Consider the following 22,535-nt stretch of genomic DNA (forward strand, 5'->3'; position numbering starts at 1 on the left):
TCAGGTGGGCGCCTCGTATCGGTCGATGAGTCGGTTGACCAGCGCGATGGCGTCGGCGTGGCCGCGCGTGGCACCGAGGGAATCCTCCAGGATGACGGCGCGGCCGATCGCGGCGATGACCACCGCGAGACCCGCCGGCGGGAATTCGACTGCGTCGAGGCCATTCTCGCGAACGATCTCGTCCAGCGCGGCGATCTGCATGTCGCGCCACCGCTCCGACCACGCCGCGATCTCGGCCCGGATCTCCTTGCGGTGGTTGGCAAGTCCCATGAATTCCTGCAGCAACCGGGCATCCTTGGGCGCGACGAGGGTGTCCCACAGGGCATGCAGGGGGCGATCGGACGCCAGCGCCTCCTGCTGGCGATCGAGGTAAGCGGCCGCCCCGCGCCTGAAGACGTCGAGGTAGAGCTCGTCCATCGTGGGGAAGTAGTAGTGCACCAGCGCCGCTTTGACCCCGGCTTGGGCGGCCACCCGGCGCGAGGTCGCCGCGGCGTACCCCTCCTCGACCATGACCTGAACCGTCGCGTCGATCAGCAGGTCCCGAGTCGTCGAGTCCCTGGCCATCACCGGACCCTAATTTGGGCGGTCGCCAAGAATCAACAAGGCTCTTGATTAGAAGATCGAGGACCGGGGAATGGTTCACGGCAACCGTTCAGAAAGTGAAGGAACAATGGCTCCCAGTTTCTCCGACGTCATCCAATCCAAGTACCTGCTGCTGACGACGTTCACCAAGGACGGCCGCCCCAAGCCGACCCCGATCTGGGGTGTGCCGGAGGGCGACAAGCTGCTGGTGATCACCGACGACGGGTCGTGGAAGACCAAGCGGATCAACAACACGCCTCGGGTGACGATCGCCAAGAGCGCCGCGTTGGGCAAGCCCAAGAGCGAAGAGGTCGAGGGCGTGGCCCGGGTGCTGCCGAAGTCCGAGACGCGCCGCGTCTACAACGCCGTGCTCAGGCGGTACTGGTACCACGCCTGGTGGTTCTACGCGCACTCGATCGTCCGGGGCGGCATCGACAAGGTGCACGTGGGGCTCGAGATCAAGCCGGCCGGCTAGCGTCGCTGCTGGGATCGATCAAGATCTTCGCGTGCGCCTCGGGATCACCGAGTGCATCAAACGCGGCTTCGACGCCGGCCAACCCGACCGTCCCGGTGATCAGCGGCGCGACGTCGACCTTGCCGTCGGCGAGCATGTGCAGGGTGTCGCGGAACTCGAGAGGCGTGTAGCCGAGCACGAAGCGCAGGTCGATCTCTTTGTTGATCGCCATCGCCGGCCGAATGTGGTCGGATCCCATGCAGACCCCCACGACGACGACACGCGAGAACAGCGGTGCGCCGGCGATGATGCCGTCGATGATTCCTGGGACACCCACGCATTCGAAGATGACCGGGTGCTTGGGGGTTGCCGCGCCGGCGGCCTCGGCGGCGCGCCACACGTGCCACCACGGCAGCCGCAGTCGTTGCAGTTTCTCGATCGTGCCGACCGCGAGGTCGAACGCCTCCAGAATGCCCTGCAGATGCTTGCCGCCGGCCTCGGTCGCGTAGGGCGAGTCCTGCGCGGGGTCGACGACGATATCGGCGCCGCAGGCCGTCGCCAGCGCGCGCCGGCCCGCAGAGATGTCGCTGGCGATCACCGTGCGCACGCCGTGCGCCTTGAGCATGCAGATCACGGCGAGACCGATTGGCCCGCAGCCGATCACGATCGCCACGTCACCCTTCTTCACCTCGCCGCGCCGGACGGCGTGCCACCCGACGGCCATCGGCTCGGTCAACGCGGCGATCTGCGGGGACAACCCGTTCGGCACGGCGAACGTCAGCGACCGCTCGACGAGGAGCTGCTCGGCGTAGGCCCCGGGTGCCATGGTCGACAGCCCGATCCCGTGCACCTCCTTGCCGCGCCGCAGCAGCGGCAGGGCCACGACCGGGGTGCCGGGTCGCGGGGCCTTGCGCGTGCCCGGCCCGTAATCGAGTACCTCGCCGCAGAATTCGTGGCCGAAGACGACGTGCTGGTCCGATCGCATGAACGCGTCGTAGCCGGATTCGGCCATCACGTCGGCGAGCTCGTCGCAATGGTGGCGGGCGTGCAGGTCGGATCCGCAGATGCCACACCTGAGGACCTCGATCAGCAGCTGGCCCTTGGCCGGCGTGGGTGTCGGCTGGTCAACGACATCCAGCTTCCCGTTGGTGCACGTCACGCTTTTCATTGCGCTATCCCCGTTCGGCTCGTGTCCGCGAGTGTGGCGTACCAGTCCCCTGCAGGCGGGAAGCCTCAGGTGGCCGCGCGGTAGGCGGCCAGCGTGTCCGCCACGGTTTCCCGGGGATCCCGGTAGGTGATGCCGAGTTCGCGTTCACTGGGTGAGTCGTCGGACGCCGGCATCTGCGTGTAGTACTGCATGCCCGCCCAGGTGAACGGCGTCTCGAACGGCAGGAAGCGGCCGGCCGCGTCCAGCACCGCCCCCGCCACGCGCAGCGCGGTGTCGGGGATCGGGACGGACACCATGGGCGTCCCGGCAACCTCGCCGAGCATGGCCGCCAGCTCGGCCGCCGGCACCCGGTGGCCACCGGCGGTGTAGCGGCGCGGGCCGCGCCCGGGCTCCAGCAGCGCCGCGTGCAGCGCGGCCAGATCGCGGACGTCGACGATCAGCCACGCCGCACTGCGGCCCGGGATCGCGTGCATCTGCACGGCGGCCCGCACGCCCTCACCGGCCTCGCCGAACTGGTCGCCGACCGGCGGGCCGAGCACCATGCCGGGATAGGTGATGTTCACCGGCGCACCCGCGTCCTGCAGTCCGCGGGCATAGATCTCGACCTGCGCCTTGGACGTGCCGTACCCGTCGGCCCCGCCGACCACCGGCAGGTCCGCGCTCAGCGTCTCGAGGCTCGGGTGGAACAGCGCGGTGAAGCTGGAGACGTGAATGATGGGGTCCAGGCCCAGCTCGACCGACTGACCGAGGACGTTCTGCGCGCCCTGCATGTTGGTGGTGAGCATCTCCGTCGTCTGGCGCGGATCGGTGGCAACCAGGGCGGCGCTGTGCACGACGGCCTCGCATCCCTCCAACGCCTTGCGCACCGCCATCCGGTCGGTGATGTCGGCGACGGCGAAGTCGGACACGTCCACGCCCAGCTTGGCCACCGACCTCTCCAGCTTGTCGGGGTTGCGCACCAGAAACCGGATGGAGTGTCCCGCGTCGGCGATGGCCTTGGCCGTCCATCCGCCGACGAATCCCGTACCGCCTGTGATCAGAACGCGCATGCTGCGATCTTTGCAGGACCGTCGGGCCTACAGATGACTGGAGGCGAAGTTGGCGGCCTGTCCGGTCATGCCGTTGACGCCGTAGGACACGTGGGCGGCAAAGTCGTTGCCACTGCCGGTGCTGCAGACCGGATCGCCCTGGGCGCACAGCTCCAGGGTCTTGGGCTGATACAGCGGGCCGATGGCGAGCGGCGGTGCGTGGTACTTCTGCAGGAAGTCACGCGACGGTGTCCCGAACAGGGTCACCACGGCGACGTGGTTCGCGACGTCGGGCGGCATCGGAGGCGGCACGGCCGACGCCGGCACCCCCGGCGGTACGGCCGCCGAGGTGACGTACCCGGCCAGGGCCGCGCCCTGCGAATACCCGCCGAGCACCTCGCGGGTGTTGGGGCAGTTCTTGGCGGTGGCCTCGACGTGCGCACTGGCGTCACGGATGCCGTCGATCACCGTTTGCGGGAAATTGGGGTTCGAAAAGTCGGTGCTGGCGGGGTAGTTGACCGGGTACACGCCTAGCGATCGCGAGCCGATCTGCGAGCGCAGCGCTTCCACGAACGACCCGCCGATGCCGCCGATGCCGGGCGGCTCGCCCGACCCGCGGGCGAACACGACCTCCACATCGGGACACGGGTCCGCGGATGCCGACGGGCTCGGCGCGCTGGAGACCAGCCCGCCGGCCACCAACGCCGCCAGTCCGACGAGCGCCGGCAGCCGGCGCAGCGTGGCGATTCTGCTCACTTCTTGAAGGCGTCTTTCACCTTTTCGCCGGCGTCCTTCAGGCTGGACTTCGCCTGGTCCGCCCTGCCCTCGTCGCGGGTTTCGTGGTCCCCGGTGGCCTTGCCGATGGCCTCCTTGGCCCGGCCGCCCAGGTCCTCGATCTTGTTTTTCAGCTTGTCCTCGTTACTCATGCCGGTGTGGCTACCCAGCAACGGGAGCTGTTGAAACCCGGCCCTGCCATGATGGAGCTTGTGAGCGCCGCGATCGTGGTGGCAGTGGTGGTGGGGCTGATGCTGCTCGGCATCGGCATGGTGGTCAACCAGCTGCTCCGGCTGCGCCGGTATCTGAAGGAGTCGCCGCCGGGGCCACCGCCCCCGCCCGAGTCCCCGGACCCGCCCCGCTAGGGGCCGGCCACCCCTACAACCGGGCGGCAACAAAGTCGGCGGCTTGCGTCGTCATCCCGGACTGCACATACGAGGCGTGCGCGAAGATGTTGATGTTGGAGCCATCGGAGCACGCCGGGTCGCCGGCGGCGCACATGTCGACGGTCTTCGCGGCGTATGGCGGGCCGATCGGCGGGAACACGGCGCCCGACAAGCGATTCGCGAGTGCGCTCGTCGGATTGCCGAAGACGGCGATCGCCGCGACGTGGTCGGCCGCCTGGGCTGGCATGGCCGGTGTGGCCAAATCGATCACTCCGGCGCCCTGCGAAAACCCGCCGAGCACCATTCGGGTGTGGGGGCAGCGACCGATCATGTCCTGCACGTGGGCAACCAGGTTGTCGGCACCGCTCTGGGCGCTCGCGGCGAAGGCCTCGGTCGCGGGGTAATCGACCGGGTAGACACCCATCGACCGCCCGGAGAGCTGGGAGCCGAGGGAGTCGATGAACGCCTGGCCCACATTGCCGACACCCGGGGGCTGGCCGGTGCCCCGGGCGAACGCCACCTCGACGGCGGGGCACGGGTCGGCATGAGCGGCGGGGATGTCGAGCGGCCCGCCCAACCCGGCCGACGTCAGCGCGAGCGCGGCGCCAAGCACGCGAAAGATGTGGTGTGCACTCACCGCTTCATGCTGACATAGGCGTTCCCACGCGGCAGTGTCAACGGAAGATCGGCGTAGGTGACGATGCCCGGCGCCGCGGCGACCACGGCCGGAATCGCGTTGATCGCCGGCATCGCCGTCATGATGTGCCCGAGGTCCATGAACTCCTCGATCGTCGTGGCCTCGAAGTAGGGCGGCGGCAGGAAGCCGACCTTGGTGGTGACCGTCGGCTGTCCGTCGATCTGGATGACCCAGCCGTCCTGTTCGATCTTCCAGTCGGGTTCGAGCGTCTGGCCCTTGCGCCACCGGACATTCAGGTCGATCAGCGTGGTGTCGCCGACGATGCCCTGCCAGCTGATGTACACCCCGGCCACGCATCCCGCGGGGATGGTCCACGACGCCATCTCCAGATCGGCCGTGGTCTGGGCGAACTCGGCCACGCACCTGACCTCGTCGAGCTCGACGCCCAGCGCGTCGCCCACCAGGCGGACGGCCTCGCCGAAGATGGCCGTCCCCTTCGCCGCCATCGCCTGCAGCTCCGGGTGGTCGATCGGCTGTCCGAAGCCCACCGGCCTTTCGGTCTCCGGCGAGTCGTAGAACGTGGTGTCGGCGGCCTCGTTGACCGTGACCTTGTCGATGCGGTTGCACACCATCGCCGACACGATGGCCAGCAACTCGGCGAAACCCGGGCTCACCCCCGAGCCGAAGATGGTGGCGCCGCCCTGCTCGCAGGCCTGGGCGAGCTTTTCGCGCCCGGCGCCGAGATTCCCCCCGGTGATGAACGACGCGGTCGTCACCACGTTCACGCCCGCGGACAGGATGCGGACCAGCTCGTCGACGTCGATCCACATCGGGTTGTAGACCACGCAGTCGGGTTTCAACGCGAGCAGCGCGTCGACATCATTGGTGGCCGCCACGCCCAGCGGCGCGATCCCGACGAGTTCGCCGGCGTCGCGGCCGACCTTCTCCGCCGACCACGCGAAGCAGCCCACCAGTTCCAGGGTGGGGTTGGCGACGATCGACTTCAGCGAGCTCTTGCCGACGTTGCCGGTGTTCCACTGAACCACTCGATAGGTGTTTGGCACTCGCTCAGCATAGGGAATCGTGGCGGTCGTTAGTAGGCGGATTCGGCCGCCAGAATTTCGGCGAGGTAGGCGTCGCCGGCCGGCCGGCCGGTCGGTCCGGCCGCGCCCGCGCCCGGCGCCGCACGCGTTCGGGGGGCTTCGGCCGATTCCGTCGTCTCGGCCCCGACGGGCACCGACATCGCCGGCCAATCGTGGTTTCCGGGGTTCCTCGGCGTTTCCGCTGCGGATGCGCTGGCTGCGGCCCTGGTGTTCGAGGACCTCGAACGCTGCCGATCCCAAATTCCGCGGCGCCGAGCCGGTAGGCTGCGTCGGGGTCGGCGCCGAGGAAGGGAGACCGCGATGCTGAGCGTGAAGTGGCTGGAAAGGCCTGAGGCGCATGACTTTCCGGCGGCGACCGACTACCTCACCATGCTCGCGGACGCGAACACCGTCAAGAAGGTGCTCAAGAAGCTGAAGGCCGGAACGGTCACGCATCGAAAGGCCAAAGACATCCTGCGCGCGGCGCAGTTGGCACTGCTGCCCCCCGACAATCCCCACGTCGCAGCCGACCTGACCAAAATCGAGAAGGGCCAACCGCTCTCGCCCATCCTGCTGGTGCGCGGGGACTTCGCGACCGGTGTCCCGCTACAGATCGCCGACGGCTACCACCGCGTGTGCGCGAGCTATCACACCGACGAGAACACCGACATTCCGGTCGTCATCGCGGCCGTGAGCCGCTGACCCGGGGAGGCGACCATGATCGACATCAAAACCGTGGGAAGCGTTCAGGTGCTGACCCTGTCATCGGGTCCCGTCAACGCCCAGGACGTGGAGTTGCTCGACGAGCTGACCTTGGCGGTGCGTGACCTGGAGCGTTCGGACGCCGGCGCGCTGGTCGTCACCGGAGCCGGCCGGGCGTTCAGCGCGGGCGTCGACCTCAATCGCGTGGTCGAGGGCGGCTCCGGCTACACCGATCGGCTCGTCCCGGCGCTGTCCGCGGCGTTCGAGGCGATGTTCGCCTACCCGGGCCCGACCGTCGCGGCGATCAACGGCGCCGCCATCGCGGGCGGATGCGTGCTGGCGTGCGCCTGCGACCGCCGCCTGATCCTCCCGGAGGCGCAGATCGGGGCGGCCGAGGTGCGGGTCGGGGTGCCCTTCCCGGTCGCCGCGCTGGAGGTCATGCGTTACGCCTGCGGCGACCAGGCCGAGGAAGTGCTGCTGGGCGGCCGCACCTATCGGGCGGCCGAGGCCGTGGCCCGCGGGCTCGCGCATCGGGTGGTCGCCGACGATCTCCTCGGGGAGGCCGTGGCGGAGGCGTCGGATCTCGGCGGCATCCCGGCCGGCGCATACCGCCAGACCAAAACCCAGCTGCGGGCGCCGACGATGGCGCGGATCCGCGAGGGCCGGGGCATCGACGACGAGGTGCGTCAGATGTGGGGCGCCGACGAGACGCTGCGGCGCATCGCCGCCTACGTGGAGCGGCTGCGGCGACGCGGCTGATCAGTCCTCGTCGACGGCTTCTTCGACGGCCACGCCGCCCCGGGTGCGCCGCCGCCGCATCCGATGCGAGCCCTTGCCCGTCGGGCGGCGGTTGCGCAACCTGGCCTGGTCCGCTTCCGCGTCCTCGGTCTCCCCGGTGGACTCGGCGGGCTCTTGCTCCGTAGCGTCCGCGCCCCCGGCCTTGACGGTCTCGGCCTCCTCCGGTGCGCCGGCCTCTTCGGCCTCTTCGGCCTCTTCGGCCTCTTCGGTCTCCGGTTCCTCGGCGGCCTCGGCGTCGCTGTCTTCCTCGGCGTCGGCCTCTTTGCGGCGCCGACGCTCCTTGGGCTTCTTCGCCTTGATCGGTTTCGGCGGCGGCGGGGGCAACTCGGCGACGAACGACAGGTAGAACGCGAAGAACCCGAGCAGCGCGATCGCGGCGGCCGCGCCGTAGATCGCGAACAGATATTGGCCGGCCGCGTCCAGGCTCAGCCAGATCTCGCTGATCGCCGTGCCGATGATGAGCACGCCCGCCAGCACGTGGCACACGATCGAGGCGACCCGCAGGTTCAGGGCCAGCTGCGGCGTCCCCAGCTCCGGCTTGCGCACCCGCAACAGGTTGAACACCACCGGCAACGCGGCCAACGCGATCAGCGCACCCGTCGTGATCCGCAGCGCCGTCCCCAACGTATGGGTGGTGTCACCCATCAGCTCCGGCCAGCGGGGTAACACGAAGAAGAAGTAGAGGGCGCCGCCGGCGAGGGAGAACAGCAGGTGCCACGGCACGGCGATTTTGCGCCCCATACCCCTCCTCATGCTGGTGAGTTCACGCCAGCCTAAAGGCGGCCAACCCGAATACATACCAATTCGTGCACGTCCGCATGGCGGACCAGTTGCGGAGGATGCGGGATTTGAACCCGCGAGGGCTGTTAACCCAACCCGCGTTCCAGGCGAGCGCCATAGGCCACTAGGCGAATCCTCCGTGGCCATGGTAACCGAGGCCGCCGTCGCCGCCGCCACGCGCTCGGCGGCTCCCTCGGTCCGGGTATTACACTCGCGGTGGACCCCGCGCGGCGTCTATCCTGTGAACTCCCCCAGGGCCGGAAGGCAGCAAGGGTCAATGGGCTCTGTCGGGTGCGCGGGGTCCCCTATGTTTGATGAGTGGCGACCCGCTGCGCCCGGCTTCGCCGCGCTTGCGATCGCCACTATGAGCAGCGAAAGGGCCCGTGGTGTCTTTCGATTCCCTCAGCCCCGAAGAGTTGGCAGCTGCGCATGCGCGCAACCAGCAGGACTACGCGAACCTGCAGGCCAAGAAGCTGGCCCTCGACCTGACCCGCGGCAAACCCGCGCCCGAGCAGCTCGACCTGTCCAACCAGCTGCTGAGCCTGCCCGGTGACGACTATCGCGACAGCGAGGGCACCGACACGCGTAACTACGGCGGCCTGCACGGCCTGCCCGAGTTGCGGGCCATCTTCGGCGAGCTGCTCGGCATCGGAGTGCCCAACCTGATCGCCGGCAACAACTCCAGCCTGGAGCTGATGCACGACCTCGTCGCCTTCTCGATGCTGTACGGCGGCGTCGACTCGCAGCGGCCCTGGAAGGACGAACCGGCCGTCAAGTTCCTGTGCCCGGTTCCCGGCTATGACCGGCACTTCGCCATCACCGAGACGATGGGCATCGAGATGATCCCCGTCCCGATGCTGCCCGACGGCCCTGACGTCGACCTGATCGAGGAGTTGGTGGCCGTCGACCCCGCCATCAAGGGCATGTGGTCGGTGCCGGTGTTCGGCAACCCCACCGGGATCACCTACTCGTGGGAAACGGTGCGCCGGCTGGTGCAGATGCGGACGGCGGCGCCCGACTTCCGGCTGTTCTGGGACAACGCGTATGCGGTGCACACCCTGACGCACGAGTTCACCCACCAGGTCGACGTGCTGGGGCTGGCGGCCAAGGCCGGCAACCCCAACCGGCCCTATGTGTTCGCGTCCACCTCCAAGATCACCTTCGCCGGCGCGGGCGTGAGCTTCCTGGGCGGCTCCCTGGGCAACATCGCGTGGTACCTGCAGTACGCGGGGAAGAAGTCGATCGGCCCGGACAAGGTCAACCAGCTGCGACACCTGCGCTTCTTCCGCGACGCCGACGGGGTGCGCCTGCACATGCTGCGCCACCAGCAGATCCTGGCGCCCAAATTCGAGCTGGCGCTGGACATCCTGGACAAGCGGCTGAGCGACTCCAAGATCGCGTCGTGGACCGAACCGCAGGGCGGTTACTTCATCAGCCTCGACGTGTTGCCGGGGACGGCGCGCCGGACCGTGGCGCTGGCCAAGGACGCGGGCATCGCCGTGACCGAGGCGGGAGCGTCGTTCCCCTACCGAAAAGACCCGGAGGACAAGAACATCCGGATCGCGCCCACCTTCCCGTCGCTGCCCGACCTGCGCGACGCGGTCGACGGGCTGGCCACCTGCGCGCTGCTGGCGGCGTCGGAGTCGTTGCTGGTCTCCGCCGCATCCAGTGTGAGCTGAGGGCGACGACGCGCGGGCGAGCCCGCGCCGGATTCACACTGAAAGCCACTGATGCGCACTCGATGCCAGCCGAGCTCTAGTCGGACTACGCCGGTAGCCTGCTGAGCGTGGCCCTCTACCGCAAGTACCGACCGGCAACCTTCGCCGAGGTGGTGGGCCAGGAGCACGTCACCGAACCGCTGTCGATCGCCCTGGAAGCCGGCCGCATCAACCACGCCTACCTGTTCTCCGGTCCCCGCGGCTGCGGGAAGACGTCGTCGGCGCGCATCCTGGCCCGGTCGCTGAACTGCGCCCAGGGGCCGACGGCCACCCCGTGCGGGGTCTGTGAATCCTGCACGGCGCTGGCGCCGAACGCCCCCGGCAGCATCGACGTGGTGGAGCTGGACGCGGCCAGCCACGGCGGCGTGGACGACACGCGGGAGCTGCGGGACCGCGCGTTCTACGCGCCGGCGCAGTCGCGCTACCGGGTGTTCATCATCGACGAGGCGCACATGGTGACCACCGCGGGGTTCAACGCGCTGCTCAAGATCGTGGAGGAGCCACCCGAGCACCTCATCTTCATCTTCGCCACCACCGAGCCGGAGAAGGTGCTGCCGACGATCCGTTCGCGCACCCACCACTACCCGTTCCGGCTGCTGCCGCCGAAGACCATGCGGGCGTTGATCGGGCGGATCTGCGAACAGGAGGGCGTCGCGGTCGACGACGCGGTGTTCCCCCTGGTGATCCGGGCCGGTGGCGGCTCCCCGCGCGACACCCTGTCGGTGCTCGATCAGCTGCTGGCGGGCGCCGAGGGCGCGCACGTGACATACCCGCGGGCGCTCGGCCTGCTCGGTGCCACCGACGTCGCGCTGATCGACGACGCCGTGGACGCCCTCGCCGCCGGGGATGCCGCCGCGTTGTTCGGTGCGGTGGAGTCGGTGATCGATGCCGGCCATGACCCGCGGCGCTTCGCCACCGACCTGCTGGAGCGGTTCCGCGATCTGCTCGTGCTGCAAGCGGTGCCGGACGCGGTCAGCCGCGGCGTGGTGGACGCGCCGGAGGACGTGCTGGACCGGATGCGGGACCAGGCGAGCCGCCTCGGGCCGGCCACCCTGACCCGCTACGCCGAGGTCGTGCAGGCGGGGCTCGGCGAGATGCGCGGCGCGACGGCCCCCCGCCTGCTGCTCGAAGTCGTCTGCGCGCGGCTGCTGTTGCCCTCGGCCAGCGAGACCGAGTCGGCCCTGTTGCAGCGCGTCGAGCGGATCGAGACCCGGCTCGACATGTCCATTCCCGCCTCGGAGGCGGCCGCCGCGCACCCGCCGCACCCGGCGGTGGCCGCACCCGCGCGGCCCCGCAGGGAGCCGGCCCCGCCCAAGGAACACGTCCCGCCCCGGTCCGCTCCGCCCGTTCCCAGGCCGGAGTCTGTCCCGGAACCGGTCCCGGTGCCGCCGGCCCCCGAGCCGGCCCCCGCGCCTATCGCCGAGCCGGCCGCCGCGCCCGGCGAACTCAACGCCGCCGCCGTGCGATCCATGTGGCCCACGGTGCGCGACAAGGTGCGCCAGCGCAGCCGCACCACCGAGGTCATGCTGGCGGGTGCCACCGTCCGCGCGCTCGAGGAGAACACGCTGGTGTTGACGCATTCGTCGGCCCCACTGGCCAAGCGGCTGTGCGAACAGCGCAACGCCGACGTCATCGCCGAGGCGCTCAAGGACGCGCTGGGCGTCAACTGGCGGGTGCGGTGCGAGGTGGGCGCGGCCGTGCCGGTCGAATCAGCCCCGCCGCCCACGAGGGTCGAAGAGCCGGCGCCCGAGGTGGCCCGACGCGACGACGAAGAGGAACACATGCTCGCCGAGGCCGGCCGCGCGGAGTCGTCGGGGCCGCGGCGCGACCCCGAGGAGGTCGCGCTCGAGCTGCTACAGAACGAGCTGGGTGCGCGCCGGATCGACGGGGGCTAGCTAGGGCGTCCACCACGGCCGCAGCGGCAGCCGGTCGATGCCCCGGGCGTCGACGTTGGCCGCCAGCACGTGGTGCAGCTGCAGGTTGTTCTGCTCGAAGGCCACCCGAGAGGCCGCCATGTACAGGCCCCACACCTTGGCGGTGGCCAGCCCGATCTCGCCGACCGCGTCGTCCCAGTGCTCGACCAGGTTGCGGCACCAGTCCCGCAGCGTCATCGCGTAGTGCTGCCGGAAGTTCTCCTCGTGCAGCACCTCGAAGCCGACGTCCTGGACGTCGGTGATGATGCGGCCCGAGCCGGTGAGCTCCCCGTCGGGGAAGACGTACCGATCAGTGAAGCCACCCGCGAACGAGGTCGACTTGTTGTCGTGGCGGGTGATGCAGTGGTTCAGCAGGAGGCCGCCGGTGCGCAGCCTCGACTTCAGGAAACCGAAGTAGGCCGGGTAGTTCTTGACGCCGATGTGCTCGGTCAGCCCGATGGAGGACACGGCGTCGAACCCGCGCTCGCCGATGTCGCGGTAGTCCGAATGCCGGACCTCGGCAAGGTCCGTCAGCCCTTCGTCCTCGATCGCGCGCTGCGCCCACTTCGCCTGCTCGCTCGACAGGGTGGCGCCGATCACCCGGACCCCGCGGCGCGCGGCGAAGCGCACCATGCCACCCCAGCCACAGCCGACGTCGAGCAGCCGGTCGCCCGGCTGCAGCCTCAGCTTCTCGAAGACCAGCCGGTACTTGTTCTGCTGGGCCTCTTCCAGCGTCGCGTCGGCGTGGGGATAGGCGGCGCACGTGTAGGTCATCGACGGGCCGAGCACCCATTCGTAGAAGGTGTTGGACACGTCGTAGTGGTGGTGGATGGCCTCGGCGTCGCGCGTCTTGGTGTGCATGAGCCCGTCGGCGATCCGCCGCCACCGCGGCGGGGTCTCCTGCGGCGGCGGGGCGATCGGCACCAGCCGCTCCAGGCCCATCGAACGCACCACGTGGGCGAGCACCCGCGCGGGCGGCCGCTTGAACTGGACGCGGTCGGTCAGCGTCTTGAGGAGTTCGTAGGGGTCACCGGGGTGGACCCCGTACAGGTCCAGGTCGCCCGCCACGTATGCGCGGGCGAGGCCGAGCTCCCCGGGAGCGGTGGCCAGGTAGGTGGCGCCGCGCGGGGTCCGAAGGTCCAGGCCCAGTTCGGCGTCCTTGCTGCCCGCGGTGCTGCCGTCGTAGGCGGTGAACTTCAACGGATGGCGCCCGGTCGCGGCGAAGACCTCCAGGATCTCCGCCATGCTCATTTTTCGGGCCGGGGCGCGGTGGGGTTCTTTGGTGGTCGTCATCGCCGCTGTACCGCCTTTGCGTAGAGGTCGAGGAGACGGGAATCGGGATCATAGGTTTTCTTGACGGTGTTGTAGGCCTCGCCGCCGTACAACTCGTCGAATTCCTCGCGGGTGTAGTAGGAGTCGGAATACAGCGACTTGTGACCGTCGAGTTCGCTCACCTTCGCTTCGATCGCGCGGTTGGTTTCCCCTTCGGTGGTGCCCGCCGGCACCGAGGACCAAAACCCGACATTGACATACGTGTGGTCGGGCCGCATCGGATACAGCGGCCAGCCTTCGTCGTCGCGCAGGCGCAGCGGACACAGCCAGATCGGGGTGATGGGCACGTTGCCCAGGAACCACTCCAGGAAGTCGCAGGTCCGCTCGACCGGCACCTCGACATCCTGGACCACCCGCTCACGCGGGGGCCGGCCGTTGCGCTTCTCGATCCGGTCCGCGATACCGAAGCGCTGGTCCATGGCGACGAGCTTGGAGTAGACGCTGCTGCGCCGGTAGCGCCGCGGCCACCACCGCCGTAGCCGGGGGTTCTGCACGCCGAAGGCGCGCGAGCACCAGAACCAGTCCGTGTCCCAGCGCCAGAGGTAGTCGTGGATGGTCAGCCGGTCGTCCTTGGTGGCTTCCACCCCCGCGGAGTCGTGCCGGATCGACTGGTAGTAGATGTCCTTGCCGGTGTAGTCGCTGACCGGGCCGGGGGTGGTGGTTCGCCGGCCCACGCAGAGGTAACTTTCGTCGGCGCTGAACACCACCCCGTCGAGATAGTCCACCGGGGTGCCGCCCTGCCCGCCGGTGTCGATGATGCGTTCCATCGCCGCGACCAGCGCCGGCAGCGAGCGGAACCGGACGTGCCGCAACGCCACGAACGGCGCGACGGGCTCCAGCTCGATCCGCAACCGGGTTGAATAGCCAAGCGTCCCATAGGAATTCGGGAAGGCGCGGAAGAGGTCGGGGTGCTGGGTGCGCGACGCGGTGAGCAAATCGCCGGCGCCGGTGAGGATGTCCATCTCCAGCACCGATTCGTGGGGCAGGCCGTTGCGAAACGACGCCGACTCGATACCCAGGCCGCTGACGGCGCCGCCGAGGGTAATGGTCTTCAGTTGCGGGACGACGAGCGGCGAAAGGCCGTAAGGCAACGTCGCGTCGACCAGATCCTCGTAGGTGCACATGCCGGCCACGTCGGCGGTGCGAGATTCGGGATCGACGCTCAGCACGCCGGTCAGCCCGGACGTGTCCAGGCCCGGGGCGTCGCGTTTAGTGCGGGCGCGGAACAGGTTTGACGTCGGTTTGGCGAGCCGGACGGCGGACGTCGCGGGGATGGATCGATAACTCGCCATCAACCGGTCAACGCCCGACTTGTGCGCCGAGAGTGCAGATCCAGGGACAGGCACCACATATACCCTAGTCTTCGACCACAGCCCGTGCACCCGCGCGCGGGCGGCATAACTTCAGGAGTTTGTCTTGGGACAGGTGAGTGCTGCCAGCACAATTCTGGTCAACGCGGAGCCGGCCGCCACCCTGGCGGCCGTCGCGGACTATCAAAAGATGCGCCCGAAGATTCTGTCCCCTCAGTACAGCGACTACCAGGTGCTGCAGGGCGGCCAGGGCGCGGGCACGGTGGCGAAATGGAAGCTGCAGGCGACCAAATCCCGCGTCCGCGACGTGCAGGTCGACGTCGACGTCGCCGGCCACTCCGTCATCGAGAAGGACGCGAACTCGTCGATGATCATCAACTGGACGGTGGCCCCCGCCGGGCCCGGGTCCAGCGTCACCGTGAAGACCACCTGGACCGGCGCGGGCGGCGTCAAGGGGTTCTTCGAGAAGACGTTTGCGCCGTTGGGGCTGAAGAGGATTCAGGGCGAGGTGCTGGCCAACCTGAAGAACGAATTGGAGGGCTCGGCCTAGCTAGCGCGCCTGGCCCTGGGAGGCCAGGAAGCCCGCCACGCCGCGGACCATCGCGTCGGCGTACTTCTGCCGGCCCTCCGCCGACTCCATCAGCGCCGAATCCGCGGGGTTCTTCATGTTGCCGCACTCGACCAGGATGGACGGGTACTGCGCCAGGTTCAGGCCGGCCAGATCCGAGCGCCCGTAGAGACCGTTCTGGCCGATGTAGTTGGCCGGCGGGATCCCGGAGGCCTGCATCTGGTCGCGCATGATCCGCGCGTACTGCACCGACGGCCCGGCCTGCACCTGGTTGAGGGGCGGGGCCGAGTAGTTGACGTGGAAGCCCCGGCCCGACGCCGGCCCGCCGTCGGCGTGGATGCTCAGGACCGCGTTCGGGTGCAGCGCGTTGGCCATGTTGGCGCGCTCATCGACGCACGGGCCCAGCCCGGTGTCGTTCCCGCGCGCCAGGGCGGTCCGGACGCCCAGGGCGTTCAACTCCTGGCGGACCCGCAGCGCGGTGTCCCAGGTGAAGGTGTGTTCCTGGTAGCCGCTGTTGGTCGAGGTCCCGCTCGCCTGGCAGTCCTTGGTGCCGCCGCGGCCGGTGGGCACCTGACGGCTAATCGATGCGTCGTTGGAGCCGTTGTGGCCGGGATCGATGAAGACCACCATCCCGGCGATGTTGGAGGGGGCACCCCACGCGGCCGGGGTGATCGCCGTCGAAGCGGCGACCAGCACACCGATGACCAACCTGACGCCGACACGCCTGCTCACTCGTAGGTCCACGGCGCAAAGGTAGCCTCGCGCGGTCTACGCTGGGTGTTTCGAATCGCCGGACACCCGCAGGCGAAACCAAGTCGAGACCAAGATGCGAGGGGACTGTCATGCAACCCGGAGGCGACATGTCGGCGCTGCTGGCCCAGGCGCAGCAGATGCAGCAGAAGTTGATGGAAGCCCAACAACAGCTCGCCAACGCCGAGATCCACGGGCAGGCCGGCGGCGGGTTGGTCAACGTGACGGTGAAGGGCAGCGGCGAGGTGGTCGCGGTGCGGATCGATCCCCAGGTCGTCGACCCCGCCGACGTCGAGACGCTGCAGGACCTGATCGTCGGCGCCATGGCCGACGCCTCCAAGCAGGTCACCCGCATGGCGCAGGAACGGCTGGGCGCGCTGGCCGGCGGTTTGGGCGGGCCGCCCCCCGGCCAGCCTCCGGCCCCGGCGCCGGAGCTCTAGATCCTCCGCCGACATGTTTGAAGGACCCGTCCAGGATTTGATCGACGAGCTCGGCAAGCTGCCGGGCATCGGGCCCAAGAGCGCGCAACGCATCGCCTTCCACCTGTTGTCCGTCGAACCGCCGGACATCGACCGGCTGACCGCGGCGCTCGGGAAGGTCCGCGACGGTGTGCGGTTCTGCGCGGTGTGCGGCAACGTCTCCGACAACGAGCGCTGCCGGATCTGCTCGGACCCCCGCCGCGACGGCTCGCTGGTGTGCGTCGTCGAGGAGCCCAAGGACGTCCAGGCCGTCGAGCGCACCCGCGAGTTCCGCGGCCGCTACCACGTGCTGGGCGGTGCGCTGGATCCGCTCTCCGGGGTCGGGCCCGACCAGCTGCGGATCCGCGAGCTGCTGAGCCGGATCGGGGAGCGGGTGGACGATGTGGACATCGCCGAAGTGATCATTGCCACCGATCCCAACACCGAGGGCGAGGCGACCGCCACCTACCTGGTGCGGATGCTGCGCGATATCCCCGGCTTGACCGTGACACGGATCGCCTCCGGGCTACCGATGGGCGGCGACCTGGAGTTCGCCGACGAGCTGACGCTGGGCCGCGCCCTCGCCGGGCGCCGGGCGATGGTCTGAGGCCGCTCAGGACTTGATCAGTCGGAACGGCCGAGTGACGGTCGAGCCTGGACCTCCGCACCCGTCCGACGTGGTCGTCCGGCCCTCACCGGCAAGTGACACGGCGTCGAAGCTGTAGTCGACGGTTGCCGGGACCGAGGCTCCGTTCGCGCACGGCGCCTGCGTCGCGCCGCTGTGGGTCCAGCGTCCGTTCGCGAGGTCGAACTCCCAGCTGATGACGAACGTCCCGCCGTCCTGCGAGGTCGCCAGGGTGCAGTCCGACCCGCACGGGGCGAACAGCCAATTGGTCGACTTGTCGCTGTCGGTATAGAGCACGGTGTATCGACCGCTCGGCACCTCCGGGGCGGCGTGCGCGGGCACCGGCGTAATCAATGCGGCTGCGACGAGCAGGGCGCCGCCGCCCGCCCACCCCGGCCGGCTGCTTCTCGCGATGTCTTTCGTCACGTCAGCGCACCGCCAATCGCTCCCGGCGCAACAACTCCACCTCTGGCAGGTTCAACGGCGCCAGCTCACCCACCACCTTGCTCAGCAGCAGGTCGGCCAGCTCGGGATTGCGGGCCAGGCACGGCCCGTGCATGTAGGTGGCGACCACGCTGCCCTGCACCGCGCCGTCGTAGCCGTCGCCCGCCCGGTTGCCCGCGCCCTTGGTCACCGCCCCCAGCGGCGACGCGGCGGGGCCGAGCACGGTGCCGCCCCGGTGGTTCTCGAAACCGGTGAGCCGCTGGGTCAGCTCGGGCAGCAGCGGCTTGCTGACCAGCTCGCCGATGGTGCGGGCCTGCTGCGGCGACGTGACGGCGTCGAGCAGGCCGACGCCGTCGACCCGTTCACCCGCCGACGTCTCGTACCACTGCCCCAGCACCTGCACGGCGGCGCAGATCGCCAGCACGGGCGCCCCCCGCTCCGCGGCGCGCTGCAGCCCCGGATGCTTGATCAGGTGCTTGGTGGCCAGCCGCTGCGCGTAGTCCTCCGCCCCGCCCAGGGTGTAGAGGTCCAGCGACTCCGGCACCGGGTCGGCCAGCGTGATCTCGACGATGTCGGCGGCGATGCCCCGCAGCCGCAGCCGCTGGCGCAGCACCAGCGCGTTGCCGCCGTCGCCGTAGGTGCCCATCACGTCGGGCAGCACCAGCCCGATGCGCACGGTCGAGTCAGCCATGGCGCGCCAATGCCCGTTGCAGCTGGAGGAACGCGGTGTAGTTGGCGACGACCTCGACCCGCCCCGGCGGGCAGGACGCGACGGCCGCCAGGGTGTCGTGCACCAGGGTGTGGTCCACGCCGGCGTATCCCAGGCGCACCGCGAGGTCGGTGCCCCGCTCGCCGGCGGCGACCACCCGGGTCTTCTCGCGCTGCCGTTCCTCGCCGGATTCGCCTCGTGACGCACGAGGCTCACCAGCGAGATGCTCGAAGCGCACGTCCCACAGCCAGGACAGGTCCTCGCCGTCGGGGACCTGGCCGTTCACCGCGATGACCACGCCGGCCGCCTGCTTGTCGACCATCGACAGCGCCTCCTGCCAGCCGGCGGGGTTCTTGGCCAGCAGGATGCGCACCTCGTGGTCACCGATGCGGACGGTCCGGTAGCGCCCGGCGACCTCGTCGACCCGGCTGACGGCCGCGACGGCCTTGGCGGGGTCCGCGTCCAGCGCCACGGCCGCGGCGACGGCCTGCGCGGCGTTGCCGCGGTTGACCGCGCCCGGCAGCGCCAGCCGCATCGGCAGGGCCAGCCCGTCGGGCCCGTACAGCTTCTCGTCGTCGAACCACCACTGGGGGCTGGGCCGCTTGAAGTCCGCTCCGGTGGAAAACCAGTGGCCTCCCTTTATTGAGGGGTCGCGGACGATGACCTCGCCGCTGCGCGGGCAGCTGACCGAATCGTTCGCCCACGAGCCGCCCGCGGCCACCCACACCACGTTCGGGCTGTCGTAGGCCGCCGACGTCATGAGCACGTCGTCGCAGTTGGCGACGACGACCGCCGACGGGTGCCGCGCCAACCCGGCCCGCAGCGTGCGCTCGATGACGTTGATCTCGCCGACGCGGTCCAACTGGTCGCGCGACAGGTTGAGCAGCACGACGACCGCGGGCTCGACGGCATCCGACACGTGCGGCACGTGCATCTCGTCGACTTCCAGGGCCGCCAGCGGTGCCTCGCGGTTGGCGGCCAGCGCCGCGACCAGGCCGGCGTCCATGTTGGCGCCCTCGGCGTTGGTAGCCACCGGCCCCAGCGTGCCCAGCGCCGCCGCGGTCATCCGGGTGGTCGTCGACTTGCCGTTGGTGCCGGTGACGACGACGGTGCGCCGTCCGGCCGCGAGCTGGCGCAGCACCGATCGGTCCAGGGTCATGGCGATCAGCCCGCCGATCATCGCCCCGGCCCCGCGTCCGGTCACCCGCGACGCCCAACGCGCGCTCGCTCCCGCGGCGAGGGCGAGACGTGCGCGGGTGGTGATCACCCGGGCAGTTTAAGGGCGATCGCAAGCGCGGCGCAGAGCGCCGGGCGCTGCGGGTCGCCCTCATCGAATTCAGCGGCCGACACGATGTGCAGCGACCAGGCGATGTCGGTCGGACGTGCCATCCTCAACTCATGAACGGCATGTCCTGGGGTCGGCCGGCCAGCGAGCCGGTCGGGGGCTGGGCCGTCATCGACGTCGAGACGTCGGGCTTCCGGCCGGGGCAGGCGCGGGTCATCAGCCTCGCGGTGCTCGGCCTCGACTCCGACGGTCGCGTCGAGCAGTCCGTCGTCAGCCTGCTCAACCCCGGCGTGGACCCGGGTCCCACCCACGTGCACGGCCTGACCGCCGCCATGCTGGAAGACCAGCCGCAGTTCGCCGACGTCGTCGACGACGTCGTCAAGGTGCTGGACGGCCGCACGCTGGTGGCCCACAACGTCGCGTTCGACTACGCGTTCCTGGCCGCCGAAGCCGAGCTCGCCGAGGCCGAATTGCCCATCGACTCGGTGATGTGCACGGTCGAGCTCGCGCGGCGGTTGGACCTCGGCATCGACAACCTGCGGTTGGAGACGCTGGCGGCGCACTGGGGCGTGACCCAGGAACGGCCGCACGACGCCTTCGACGACGCGCTGGTGCTGACCGGTGTGCTGGCCTCGGCGCTCGAGCGGGCGCGTGAACGCGACGTCTGGCTGCCCGTGCGTCCGGTGACCCGGCGCCGGTGGCCGAACGGCCGCGTCACCCACGACGAGCTGCGCCCGTTGAAGGTGCTGGCATCCCGGATGCCCTGCCCGTATCTCAACCCCGGCCATTACGTGTCTGGCAGGCCGCTGGTGCAGGGCATGCGAGTGGCGCTGGCGGCCGAGGTGGGGCGCACCCACGACGAGCTCGTGGAGCGGATCCTGCATGCCGGGTTGGCCTACAGCGACGCGGTCGACGGGGAGACCTCGCTGGTGGTCTGCAACCACCCCGCCCCGGACCAGGGCAAGGGCTATCTGGCTCGGCAGTTGGGCATCCCGGTGCTCTCCGACGCGGAGTTCCTGGACTGCATCCGTGCCGTCGTCGGCGGTACCAGCATGGAGGAATTCACCGACACCACCGCGGTGGATCAGCAGCTCGCGCTGTTCTGACCGCCTAGGCCGGATGGTGCCGACGCCCGGCGCCAGCGCCGCGCTTGCTGATCGGCGTTAGCGCGATGCGCGGTTGACCGCCGACACGACCGCCCGCAGTGATGCGGTGGTGATCGACGGCGCGATGCCGACGCCCCACACCGTGCGGCCGTTGACCGACGCCTCCACGTACGCGGCGGCCTGCGCGTCGTCGCCGGCGCTCATCGCGTGCTCGGAGTAGTCCAGGACCGCGACGTCGAACCCCACGTCGCCCAGCGCGTGGACGAACGCCGCCAGCGGGCCGTTGCCGGCGCCGCTGATCTCGGACTCCACGCCGTTGACCTTCACGGTCGCCGCGATCGTGGTGTTGCCGCTGTCCTCCTCCGACGCCTCGACCCGCTGCTTCATCCGCTCCAGCGGCCACACCGGCGCCAGGTACTCGTCGTAGAAGGCGTCCCACATCTCCTTCGGCGAGACCTCGCCGCCCTCGCCCTCGGTGATCTTCTGGACCACCTGGGAGAACTCGATCTGAAGCCGCCGGGGCAGCGCCAGGCCGTGGTCGGACTTCATGATGTAGGCCACCCCGCCCTTGCCGGACTGCGAGTTGACCCGGATCACCGCCTCGTAGGTGCGCCCGACGTCCTTGGGGTCGATCGGCAGGTAGGGCACCTGCCAGAGCATGTCGTCGACATCGGTGTCCGCCGCGTCCGCGTCGATCTTCATCTGGTCCAGGCCCTTGTTGATGGCGTCCTGGTGGCTGCCGGAGAAGGCGGTGTAGACCAGGTCCCCGCCGTAGGGGTGACGCTCGTGCACCGGCAGCTGGTTGCAGTACTCCACGGTGCGGCGGATCTCGTCGATGTTGGAGAAGTCGATCTGCGGGTCCACGCCGCGGGAGAACAGGTTGAGCCCCAACGTCACCAGGCACACGTTGCCGGTGCGCTCGCCGTTGCCGAACAGGCAGCCCTCGATCCGGTCGGCGCCCGCCTGGTATCCCAATTCGGCTGCGGCGACGGCGGTTCCGCGGTCGTTGTGCGGATGCAGGCTCAAGATGACGGAGTCGCGACGCGCCAGGTTGCGGCTCATCCACTCGATCGAGTCGGCATAGACGTTGGGAGTAGCCATCTCGACCGTGGCGGGCAGGTTGAAGATGATCGGGTTTTCCGGGGTCGGCGCGATGATCTCGCCGACGGCGTCGCACACCTGCCTGGCGTACTCGAGCTCGGTGCCGGTGTAGGACTCCGGCGAATATTCGAAACGCCATTGTGTGCCAGGGTATTTGGCGGCTTCCTCGACGCACTTGCGGGCGCCTTCGGTGGCGATCGCCTGCACCGCGGCCCGGTCGGCGCGAAACACCACGCGGCGCTGCAGGATTGACGTCGAGTTGTAGAAGTGCACGATGGCCCGCGGAGCGCCGTCGCACGCCGCGAACGTGCGCTCGATGAGTTCGGGACGGCACTGGGTCAGCACCTGGATGGTGACGTCGTCGGGGATGGCGCCGTCGGTGATGATCTCGCGCACGAAGTCGAAGTCGGTCTGGCTGGCCGAGGGGAATCCGACCTCGATCTCCTTGTAGCCCATGCGCACCAGCAGGTCGAACATGCGGCGCTTGCGGGTCGGGCTCATCGGGTCGATCAGCGCCTGGTTGCCGTCGCGCAGGTCCACCGCGCACCACAGTGGCGGGCGGTCGATGACCCGGTCGGGCCAGGTGCGGTCGGGCAGCCGGATGGGCTCGACCTCTTCGGCGAAGGACCGGTACCGGTTGACCGGCATCGCCGAGCCCCGCTGAGGATTCCAGGCGGGCTGGCCCGGCCGCGGCGGTCCCGCGGGTTTGGTGATGTTTCGCGCCGAGGTGTAGGCGTCGGGGTTGGAAGTCACGGTGTTTGCTCCGGGGGTGTCAGAAGGAACCTCAGACCGGCGCATCGCGAACACCCGCGACGGGAGGCCGGT

27 protein-coding genes, 1 tRNA gene and 1 other RNA gene are annotated in these 22,535 nt (G+C 69.6%); 11 read left to right on the top strand and 18 right to left on the bottom strand.

All coding sequences use genetic code 11. From position 1 onward, the window contains the following. The gene (locus U8D42_RS23860; protein ID WP_322860823.1) at positions 1-564 is read right to left on the bottom strand and encodes a TetR/AcrR family transcriptional regulator; all 564 of its coding nucleotides are present in this window, start codon (positions 562-564) and stop codon (positions 1-3) included. A gap of 106 nt (positions 565-670) precedes the next feature. Here U8D42_RS23860 and U8D42_RS23865 point away from each other — a divergent pair, with 106 nt between their 5' ends. After that, positions 671-1,057, top strand: a complete 387-nt coding sequence (locus U8D42_RS23865; RefSeq protein WP_322860822.1) for a PPOX class F420-dependent oxidoreductase — start codon at positions 671-673, stop codon at positions 1,055-1,057. On the opposite strand, the gene U8D42_RS23870 is transcribed toward U8D42_RS23865, so the two are convergent. From U8D42_RS23870 to U8D42_RS23885, 4 genes are all read right to left on the bottom strand, one after another. After that, positions 1,041-2,204: a zinc-binding dehydrogenase gene (locus U8D42_RS23870; protein ID WP_322860821.1), complete on the bottom strand. Its 1,164-nt coding sequence runs from the start codon at positions 2,202-2,204 to the stop codon at positions 1,041-1,043. The two genes, U8D42_RS23865 and U8D42_RS23870, sit on opposite strands and share 17 nt — an antisense overlap. 65 nt (positions 2,205-2,269) lie before the next feature. After that, positions 2,270-3,253 (bottom strand): SDR family NAD(P)-dependent oxidoreductase, encoded by a 984-nt coding sequence (locus U8D42_RS23875; protein WP_322860820.1) that lies wholly within the window; start codon positions 3,251-3,253, stop codon positions 2,270-2,272. 27 nt (positions 3,254-3,280) lie between these two features. Then, positions 3,281-3,961, bottom strand: a complete 681-nt coding sequence (locus tag U8D42_RS23880; protein ID WP_431523889.1) for a cutinase family protein — start codon at positions 3,959-3,961, stop codon at positions 3,281-3,283. A gap of 23 nt (positions 3,962-3,984) precedes the next feature. After that, positions 3,985-4,158, bottom strand: a complete 174-nt coding sequence (locus tag U8D42_RS23885) for a CsbD family protein (RefSeq protein WP_055403166.1) — start codon at positions 4,156-4,158, stop codon at positions 3,985-3,987. A gap of 60 nt (positions 4,159-4,218) precedes the next feature. Between U8D42_RS23885 and U8D42_RS23890 the strand changes: the two genes are divergently transcribed. After that, positions 4,219-4,371 (top strand): hypothetical protein, encoded by a 153-nt coding sequence (locus U8D42_RS23890; protein WP_167542613.1) that lies wholly within the window; start codon positions 4,219-4,221, stop codon positions 4,369-4,371. A 13-nt stretch (positions 4,372-4,384) separates the two neighbouring features. Here U8D42_RS23890 and U8D42_RS23895 read toward each other — a convergent pair whose 3' ends face one another. The 3 genes from U8D42_RS23895 to U8D42_RS23905 are packed head-to-tail and all read right to left on the bottom strand — an operon-like array spanning position 4,385 to position 6,272. Next, positions 4,385-5,029, bottom strand: coding sequence for a cutinase family protein (locus tag U8D42_RS23895; protein WP_322860819.1), 645 nt, complete (start codon positions 5,027-5,029; stop codon positions 4,385-4,387). Beyond that, positions 5,026-6,093 carry an NAD(P)H-dependent amine dehydrogenase family protein gene (locus U8D42_RS23900; RefSeq protein ID WP_167542638.1) on the bottom strand — a complete coding sequence of 356 codons (1,068 nt, stop codon included), beginning with the start codon at positions 6,091-6,093 and terminating at the stop codon, positions 5,026-5,028. Before U8D42_RS23900 ends, U8D42_RS23895 begins: the two co-directional genes overlap by 4 nt. 29 nt (positions 6,094-6,122) lie before the next feature. Continuing rightward, the gene (locus U8D42_RS23905; protein WP_322860818.1) at positions 6,123-6,272 is read right to left on the bottom strand and encodes a hypothetical protein; all 150 of its coding nucleotides are present in this window, start codon (positions 6,270-6,272) and stop codon (positions 6,123-6,125) included. A gap of 160 nt (positions 6,273-6,432) precedes the next feature. Here U8D42_RS23905 and U8D42_RS23910 point away from each other — a divergent pair, with 160 nt between their 5' ends. Both U8D42_RS23910 and U8D42_RS23915 read left to right on the top strand, forming a co-directional pair. After that, positions 6,433-6,813 carry a hypothetical protein gene (locus U8D42_RS23910; protein WP_085241272.1) on the top strand — a complete coding sequence of 127 codons (381 nt, stop codon included), beginning with the start codon at positions 6,433-6,435 and terminating at the stop codon, positions 6,811-6,813. Between the two features lie 15 nt (positions 6,814-6,828). Continuing rightward, positions 6,829-7,572 carry an enoyl-CoA hydratase/isomerase family protein gene (locus U8D42_RS23915; RefSeq protein WP_085241273.1) on the top strand — a complete coding sequence of 248 codons (744 nt, stop codon included), beginning with the start codon at positions 6,829-6,831 and terminating at the stop codon, positions 7,570-7,572. Here the strand turns inward: U8D42_RS23915 and U8D42_RS23920 are convergent, their stop codons facing one another. Further along, complete coding sequence (locus U8D42_RS23920; protein ID WP_322860817.1) at positions 7,573-8,352, bottom strand: hypothetical protein; 780 nt, start codon at positions 8,350-8,352, stop codon at positions 7,573-7,575. 92 nt (positions 8,353-8,444) lie between these two features. Continuing rightward, positions 8,445-8,530: transfer RNA gene (locus U8D42_RS23925), tRNA-Ser, on the bottom strand. Positions 8,531-8,605: 75 nt separating this feature from the next. Between U8D42_RS23925 and ffs the strand changes: the two genes are divergently transcribed. From ffs to U8D42_RS23940, 3 genes are all read left to right on the top strand, one after another. After that, an RNA gene (gene ffs / locus U8D42_RS23930) (signal recognition particle sRNA small type) lies at positions 8,606-8,702 on the top strand. 75 nt (positions 8,703-8,777) lie between these two features. Beyond that, the gene (locus tag U8D42_RS23935) at positions 8,778-10,070 is read left to right on the top strand and encodes an aminotransferase class I/II-fold pyridoxal phosphate-dependent enzyme (protein WP_322860816.1); all 1,293 of its coding nucleotides are present in this window, start codon (positions 8,778-8,780) and stop codon (positions 10,068-10,070) included. Between the two features lie 107 nt (positions 10,071-10,177). Then, positions 10,178-12,004: a DNA polymerase III subunits gamma/tau gene (locus tag U8D42_RS23940; RefSeq protein ID WP_322860815.1), complete on the top strand. Its 1,827-nt coding sequence runs from the start codon at positions 10,178-10,180 to the stop codon at positions 12,002-12,004. Here U8D42_RS23940 and U8D42_RS23945 read toward each other — a convergent pair whose 3' ends face one another. Both U8D42_RS23945 and U8D42_RS23950 read right to left on the bottom strand, forming a co-directional pair. Continuing rightward, positions 12,005-13,315: a class I SAM-dependent methyltransferase gene (locus tag U8D42_RS23945; protein WP_322860814.1), complete on the bottom strand. Its 1,311-nt coding sequence runs from the start codon at positions 13,313-13,315 to the stop codon at positions 12,005-12,007. Further along, a complete protein-coding gene (locus tag U8D42_RS23950) occupies positions 13,312-14,703 on the bottom strand; it encodes an FAD-binding oxidoreductase (RefSeq protein WP_208859302.1) in 1,392 nt (463 codons plus the stop codon). The genes U8D42_RS23945 and U8D42_RS23950 overlap by 4 nt, the downstream gene beginning before the upstream one ends. Before the next feature lie 67 nt (positions 14,704-14,770). On the opposite strand from U8D42_RS23950, the gene U8D42_RS23955 reads away from it, so the two are divergent. Further along, positions 14,771-15,214 carry an SRPBCC family protein gene (locus tag U8D42_RS23955; RefSeq protein WP_085241280.1) on the top strand — a complete coding sequence of 148 codons (444 nt, stop codon included), beginning with the start codon at positions 14,771-14,773 and terminating at the stop codon, positions 15,212-15,214. Here U8D42_RS23955 and U8D42_RS23960 read toward each other — a convergent pair whose 3' ends face one another. Continuing rightward, a complete protein-coding gene (locus U8D42_RS23960) occupies positions 15,215-15,976 on the bottom strand; it encodes an Rv3717 family N-acetylmuramoyl-L-alanine amidase (RefSeq protein WP_322860813.1) in 762 nt (253 codons plus the stop codon). It abuts the gene before it with no gap. A 98-nt stretch (positions 15,977-16,074) separates the two neighbouring features. Here U8D42_RS23960 and U8D42_RS23965 point away from each other — a divergent pair, with 98 nt between their 5' ends. Together U8D42_RS23965 and recR are read left to right on the top strand one after the other, a co-directional pair. Beyond that, a complete protein-coding gene (locus tag U8D42_RS23965; protein ID WP_085241284.1) occupies positions 16,075-16,422 on the top strand; it encodes a YbaB/EbfC family nucleoid-associated protein in 348 nt (115 codons plus the stop codon). A 13-nt stretch (positions 16,423-16,435) separates the two neighbouring features. Beyond that, the gene (recR, locus tag U8D42_RS23970; protein ID WP_085241286.1) at positions 16,436-17,047 is read left to right on the top strand and encodes a recombination mediator RecR; all 612 of its coding nucleotides are present in this window, start codon (positions 16,436-16,438) and stop codon (positions 17,045-17,047) included. A 6-nt stretch (positions 17,048-17,053) separates the two neighbouring features. Here recR and U8D42_RS23975 read toward each other — a convergent pair whose 3' ends face one another. Genes U8D42_RS23975 through U8D42_RS23990 form a run of 4 tightly spaced genes read right to left on the bottom strand, consistent with a single transcriptional unit; the run spans position 17,054 to position 19,607 of the window. Next, positions 17,054-17,491: a hypothetical protein gene (locus U8D42_RS23975; protein ID WP_322860812.1), complete on the bottom strand. Its 438-nt coding sequence runs from the start codon at positions 17,489-17,491 to the stop codon at positions 17,054-17,056. Between the two features lies 1 nt (position 17,492). Continuing rightward, positions 17,493-18,200 (bottom strand): type 1 glutamine amidotransferase, encoded by a 708-nt coding sequence (locus U8D42_RS23980; RefSeq protein WP_322860811.1) that lies wholly within the window; start codon positions 18,198-18,200, stop codon positions 17,493-17,495. Further along, entirely contained in the window at positions 18,193-19,485 is a 1,293-nt protein-coding gene (locus U8D42_RS23985; RefSeq protein ID WP_322860810.1) for a Mur ligase family protein, read from the bottom strand. The genes U8D42_RS23980 and U8D42_RS23985 overlap by 8 nt, the downstream gene beginning before the upstream one ends. Then, positions 19,482-19,607, bottom strand: coding sequence for a hypothetical protein (locus U8D42_RS23990; protein ID WP_322860809.1), 126 nt, complete (start codon positions 19,605-19,607; stop codon positions 19,482-19,484). Before U8D42_RS23990 ends, U8D42_RS23985 begins: the two co-directional genes overlap by 4 nt. A gap of 9 nt (positions 19,608-19,616) precedes the next feature. Between U8D42_RS23990 and U8D42_RS23995 the strand changes: the two genes are divergently transcribed. Then, positions 19,617-20,609 (top strand): DEDDh family exonuclease, encoded by a 993-nt coding sequence (locus U8D42_RS23995; protein WP_322860808.1) that lies wholly within the window; start codon positions 19,617-19,619, stop codon positions 20,607-20,609. Positions 20,610-20,666: 57 nt separating this feature from the next. On the opposite strand, the gene leuA is transcribed toward U8D42_RS23995, so the two are convergent. Further along, a complete protein-coding gene (gene leuA / locus U8D42_RS24000; RefSeq protein ID WP_322860807.1) occupies positions 20,667-22,508 on the bottom strand; it encodes a 2-isopropylmalate synthase in 1,842 nt (613 codons plus the stop codon). Between the last annotated feature and the right edge of the window lie 27 nt (positions 22,509-22,535).

Source organism: Mycobacterium europaeum (assembly GCF_034555895.2).
Taxonomy (GTDB): domain Bacteria; phylum Actinomycetota; class Actinomycetes; order Mycobacteriales; family Mycobacteriaceae; genus Mycobacterium; species Mycobacterium europaeum.

Coding starts and splice junctions, on each gene's coding strand:
- U8D42_RS23995 (WP_322860808.1), top strand. CDS start 19,617: ATGAACGGCATGTCCTGGGGTCGGCCGGCCAGCGAGCCGGTCGGGGGC.
- U8D42_RS23945 (WP_322860814.1), bottom strand. CDS start 13,315: ATGACGACCACCAAAGAACCCCACCGCGCCCCGGCCCGAAAAATGAGC.
- U8D42_RS23965 (WP_085241284.1), top strand. CDS start 16,075: ATGCAACCCGGAGGCGACATGTCGGCGCTGCTGGCCCAGGCGCAGCAG.
- recR (WP_085241286.1), top strand. CDS start 16,436: ATGTTTGAAGGACCCGTCCAGGATTTGATCGACGAGCTCGGCAAGCTG.
- U8D42_RS23920 (WP_322860817.1), bottom strand. CDS start 8,352: ATGGGGCGCAAAATCGCCGTGCCGTGGCACCTGCTGTTCTCCCTCGCC.
- U8D42_RS23980 (WP_322860811.1), bottom strand. CDS start 18,200: ATGGCTGACTCGACCGTGCGCATCGGGCTGGTGCTGCCCGACGTGATG.
- U8D42_RS23860 (WP_322860823.1), bottom strand. CDS start 564: ATGGCCAGGGACTCGACGACTCGGGACCTGCTGATCGACGCGACGGTT.
- U8D42_RS23910 (WP_085241272.1), top strand. CDS start 6,433: ATGCTGAGCGTGAAGTGGCTGGAAAGGCCTGAGGCGCATGACTTTCCG.
- leuA (WP_322860807.1), bottom strand. CDS start 22,508: ATGCGCCGGTCTGAGGTTCCTTCTGACACCCCCGGAGCAAACACCGTG.
- U8D42_RS23885 (WP_055403166.1), bottom strand. CDS start 4,158: ATGAGTAACGAGGACAAGCTGAAAAACAAGATCGAGGACCTGGGCGGC.
- U8D42_RS23875 (WP_322860820.1), bottom strand. CDS start 3,253: ATGCGCGTTCTGATCACAGGCGGTACGGGATTCGTCGGCGGATGGACG.
- U8D42_RS23905 (WP_322860818.1), bottom strand. CDS start 6,272: ATGTCGGTGCCCGTCGGGGCCGAGACGACGGAATCGGCCGAAGCCCCC.
- U8D42_RS23865 (WP_322860822.1), top strand. CDS start 671: ATGGCTCCCAGTTTCTCCGACGTCATCCAATCCAAGTACCTGCTGCTG.
- U8D42_RS23870 (WP_322860821.1), bottom strand. CDS start 2,204: ATGAAAAGCGTGACGTGCACCAACGGGAAGCTGGATGTCGTTGACCAG.
- U8D42_RS23915 (WP_085241273.1), top strand. CDS start 6,829: ATGATCGACATCAAAACCGTGGGAAGCGTTCAGGTGCTGACCCTGTCA.
- U8D42_RS23990 (WP_322860809.1), bottom strand. CDS start 19,607: ATGGCACGTCCGACCGACATCGCCTGGTCGCTGCACATCGTGTCGGCC.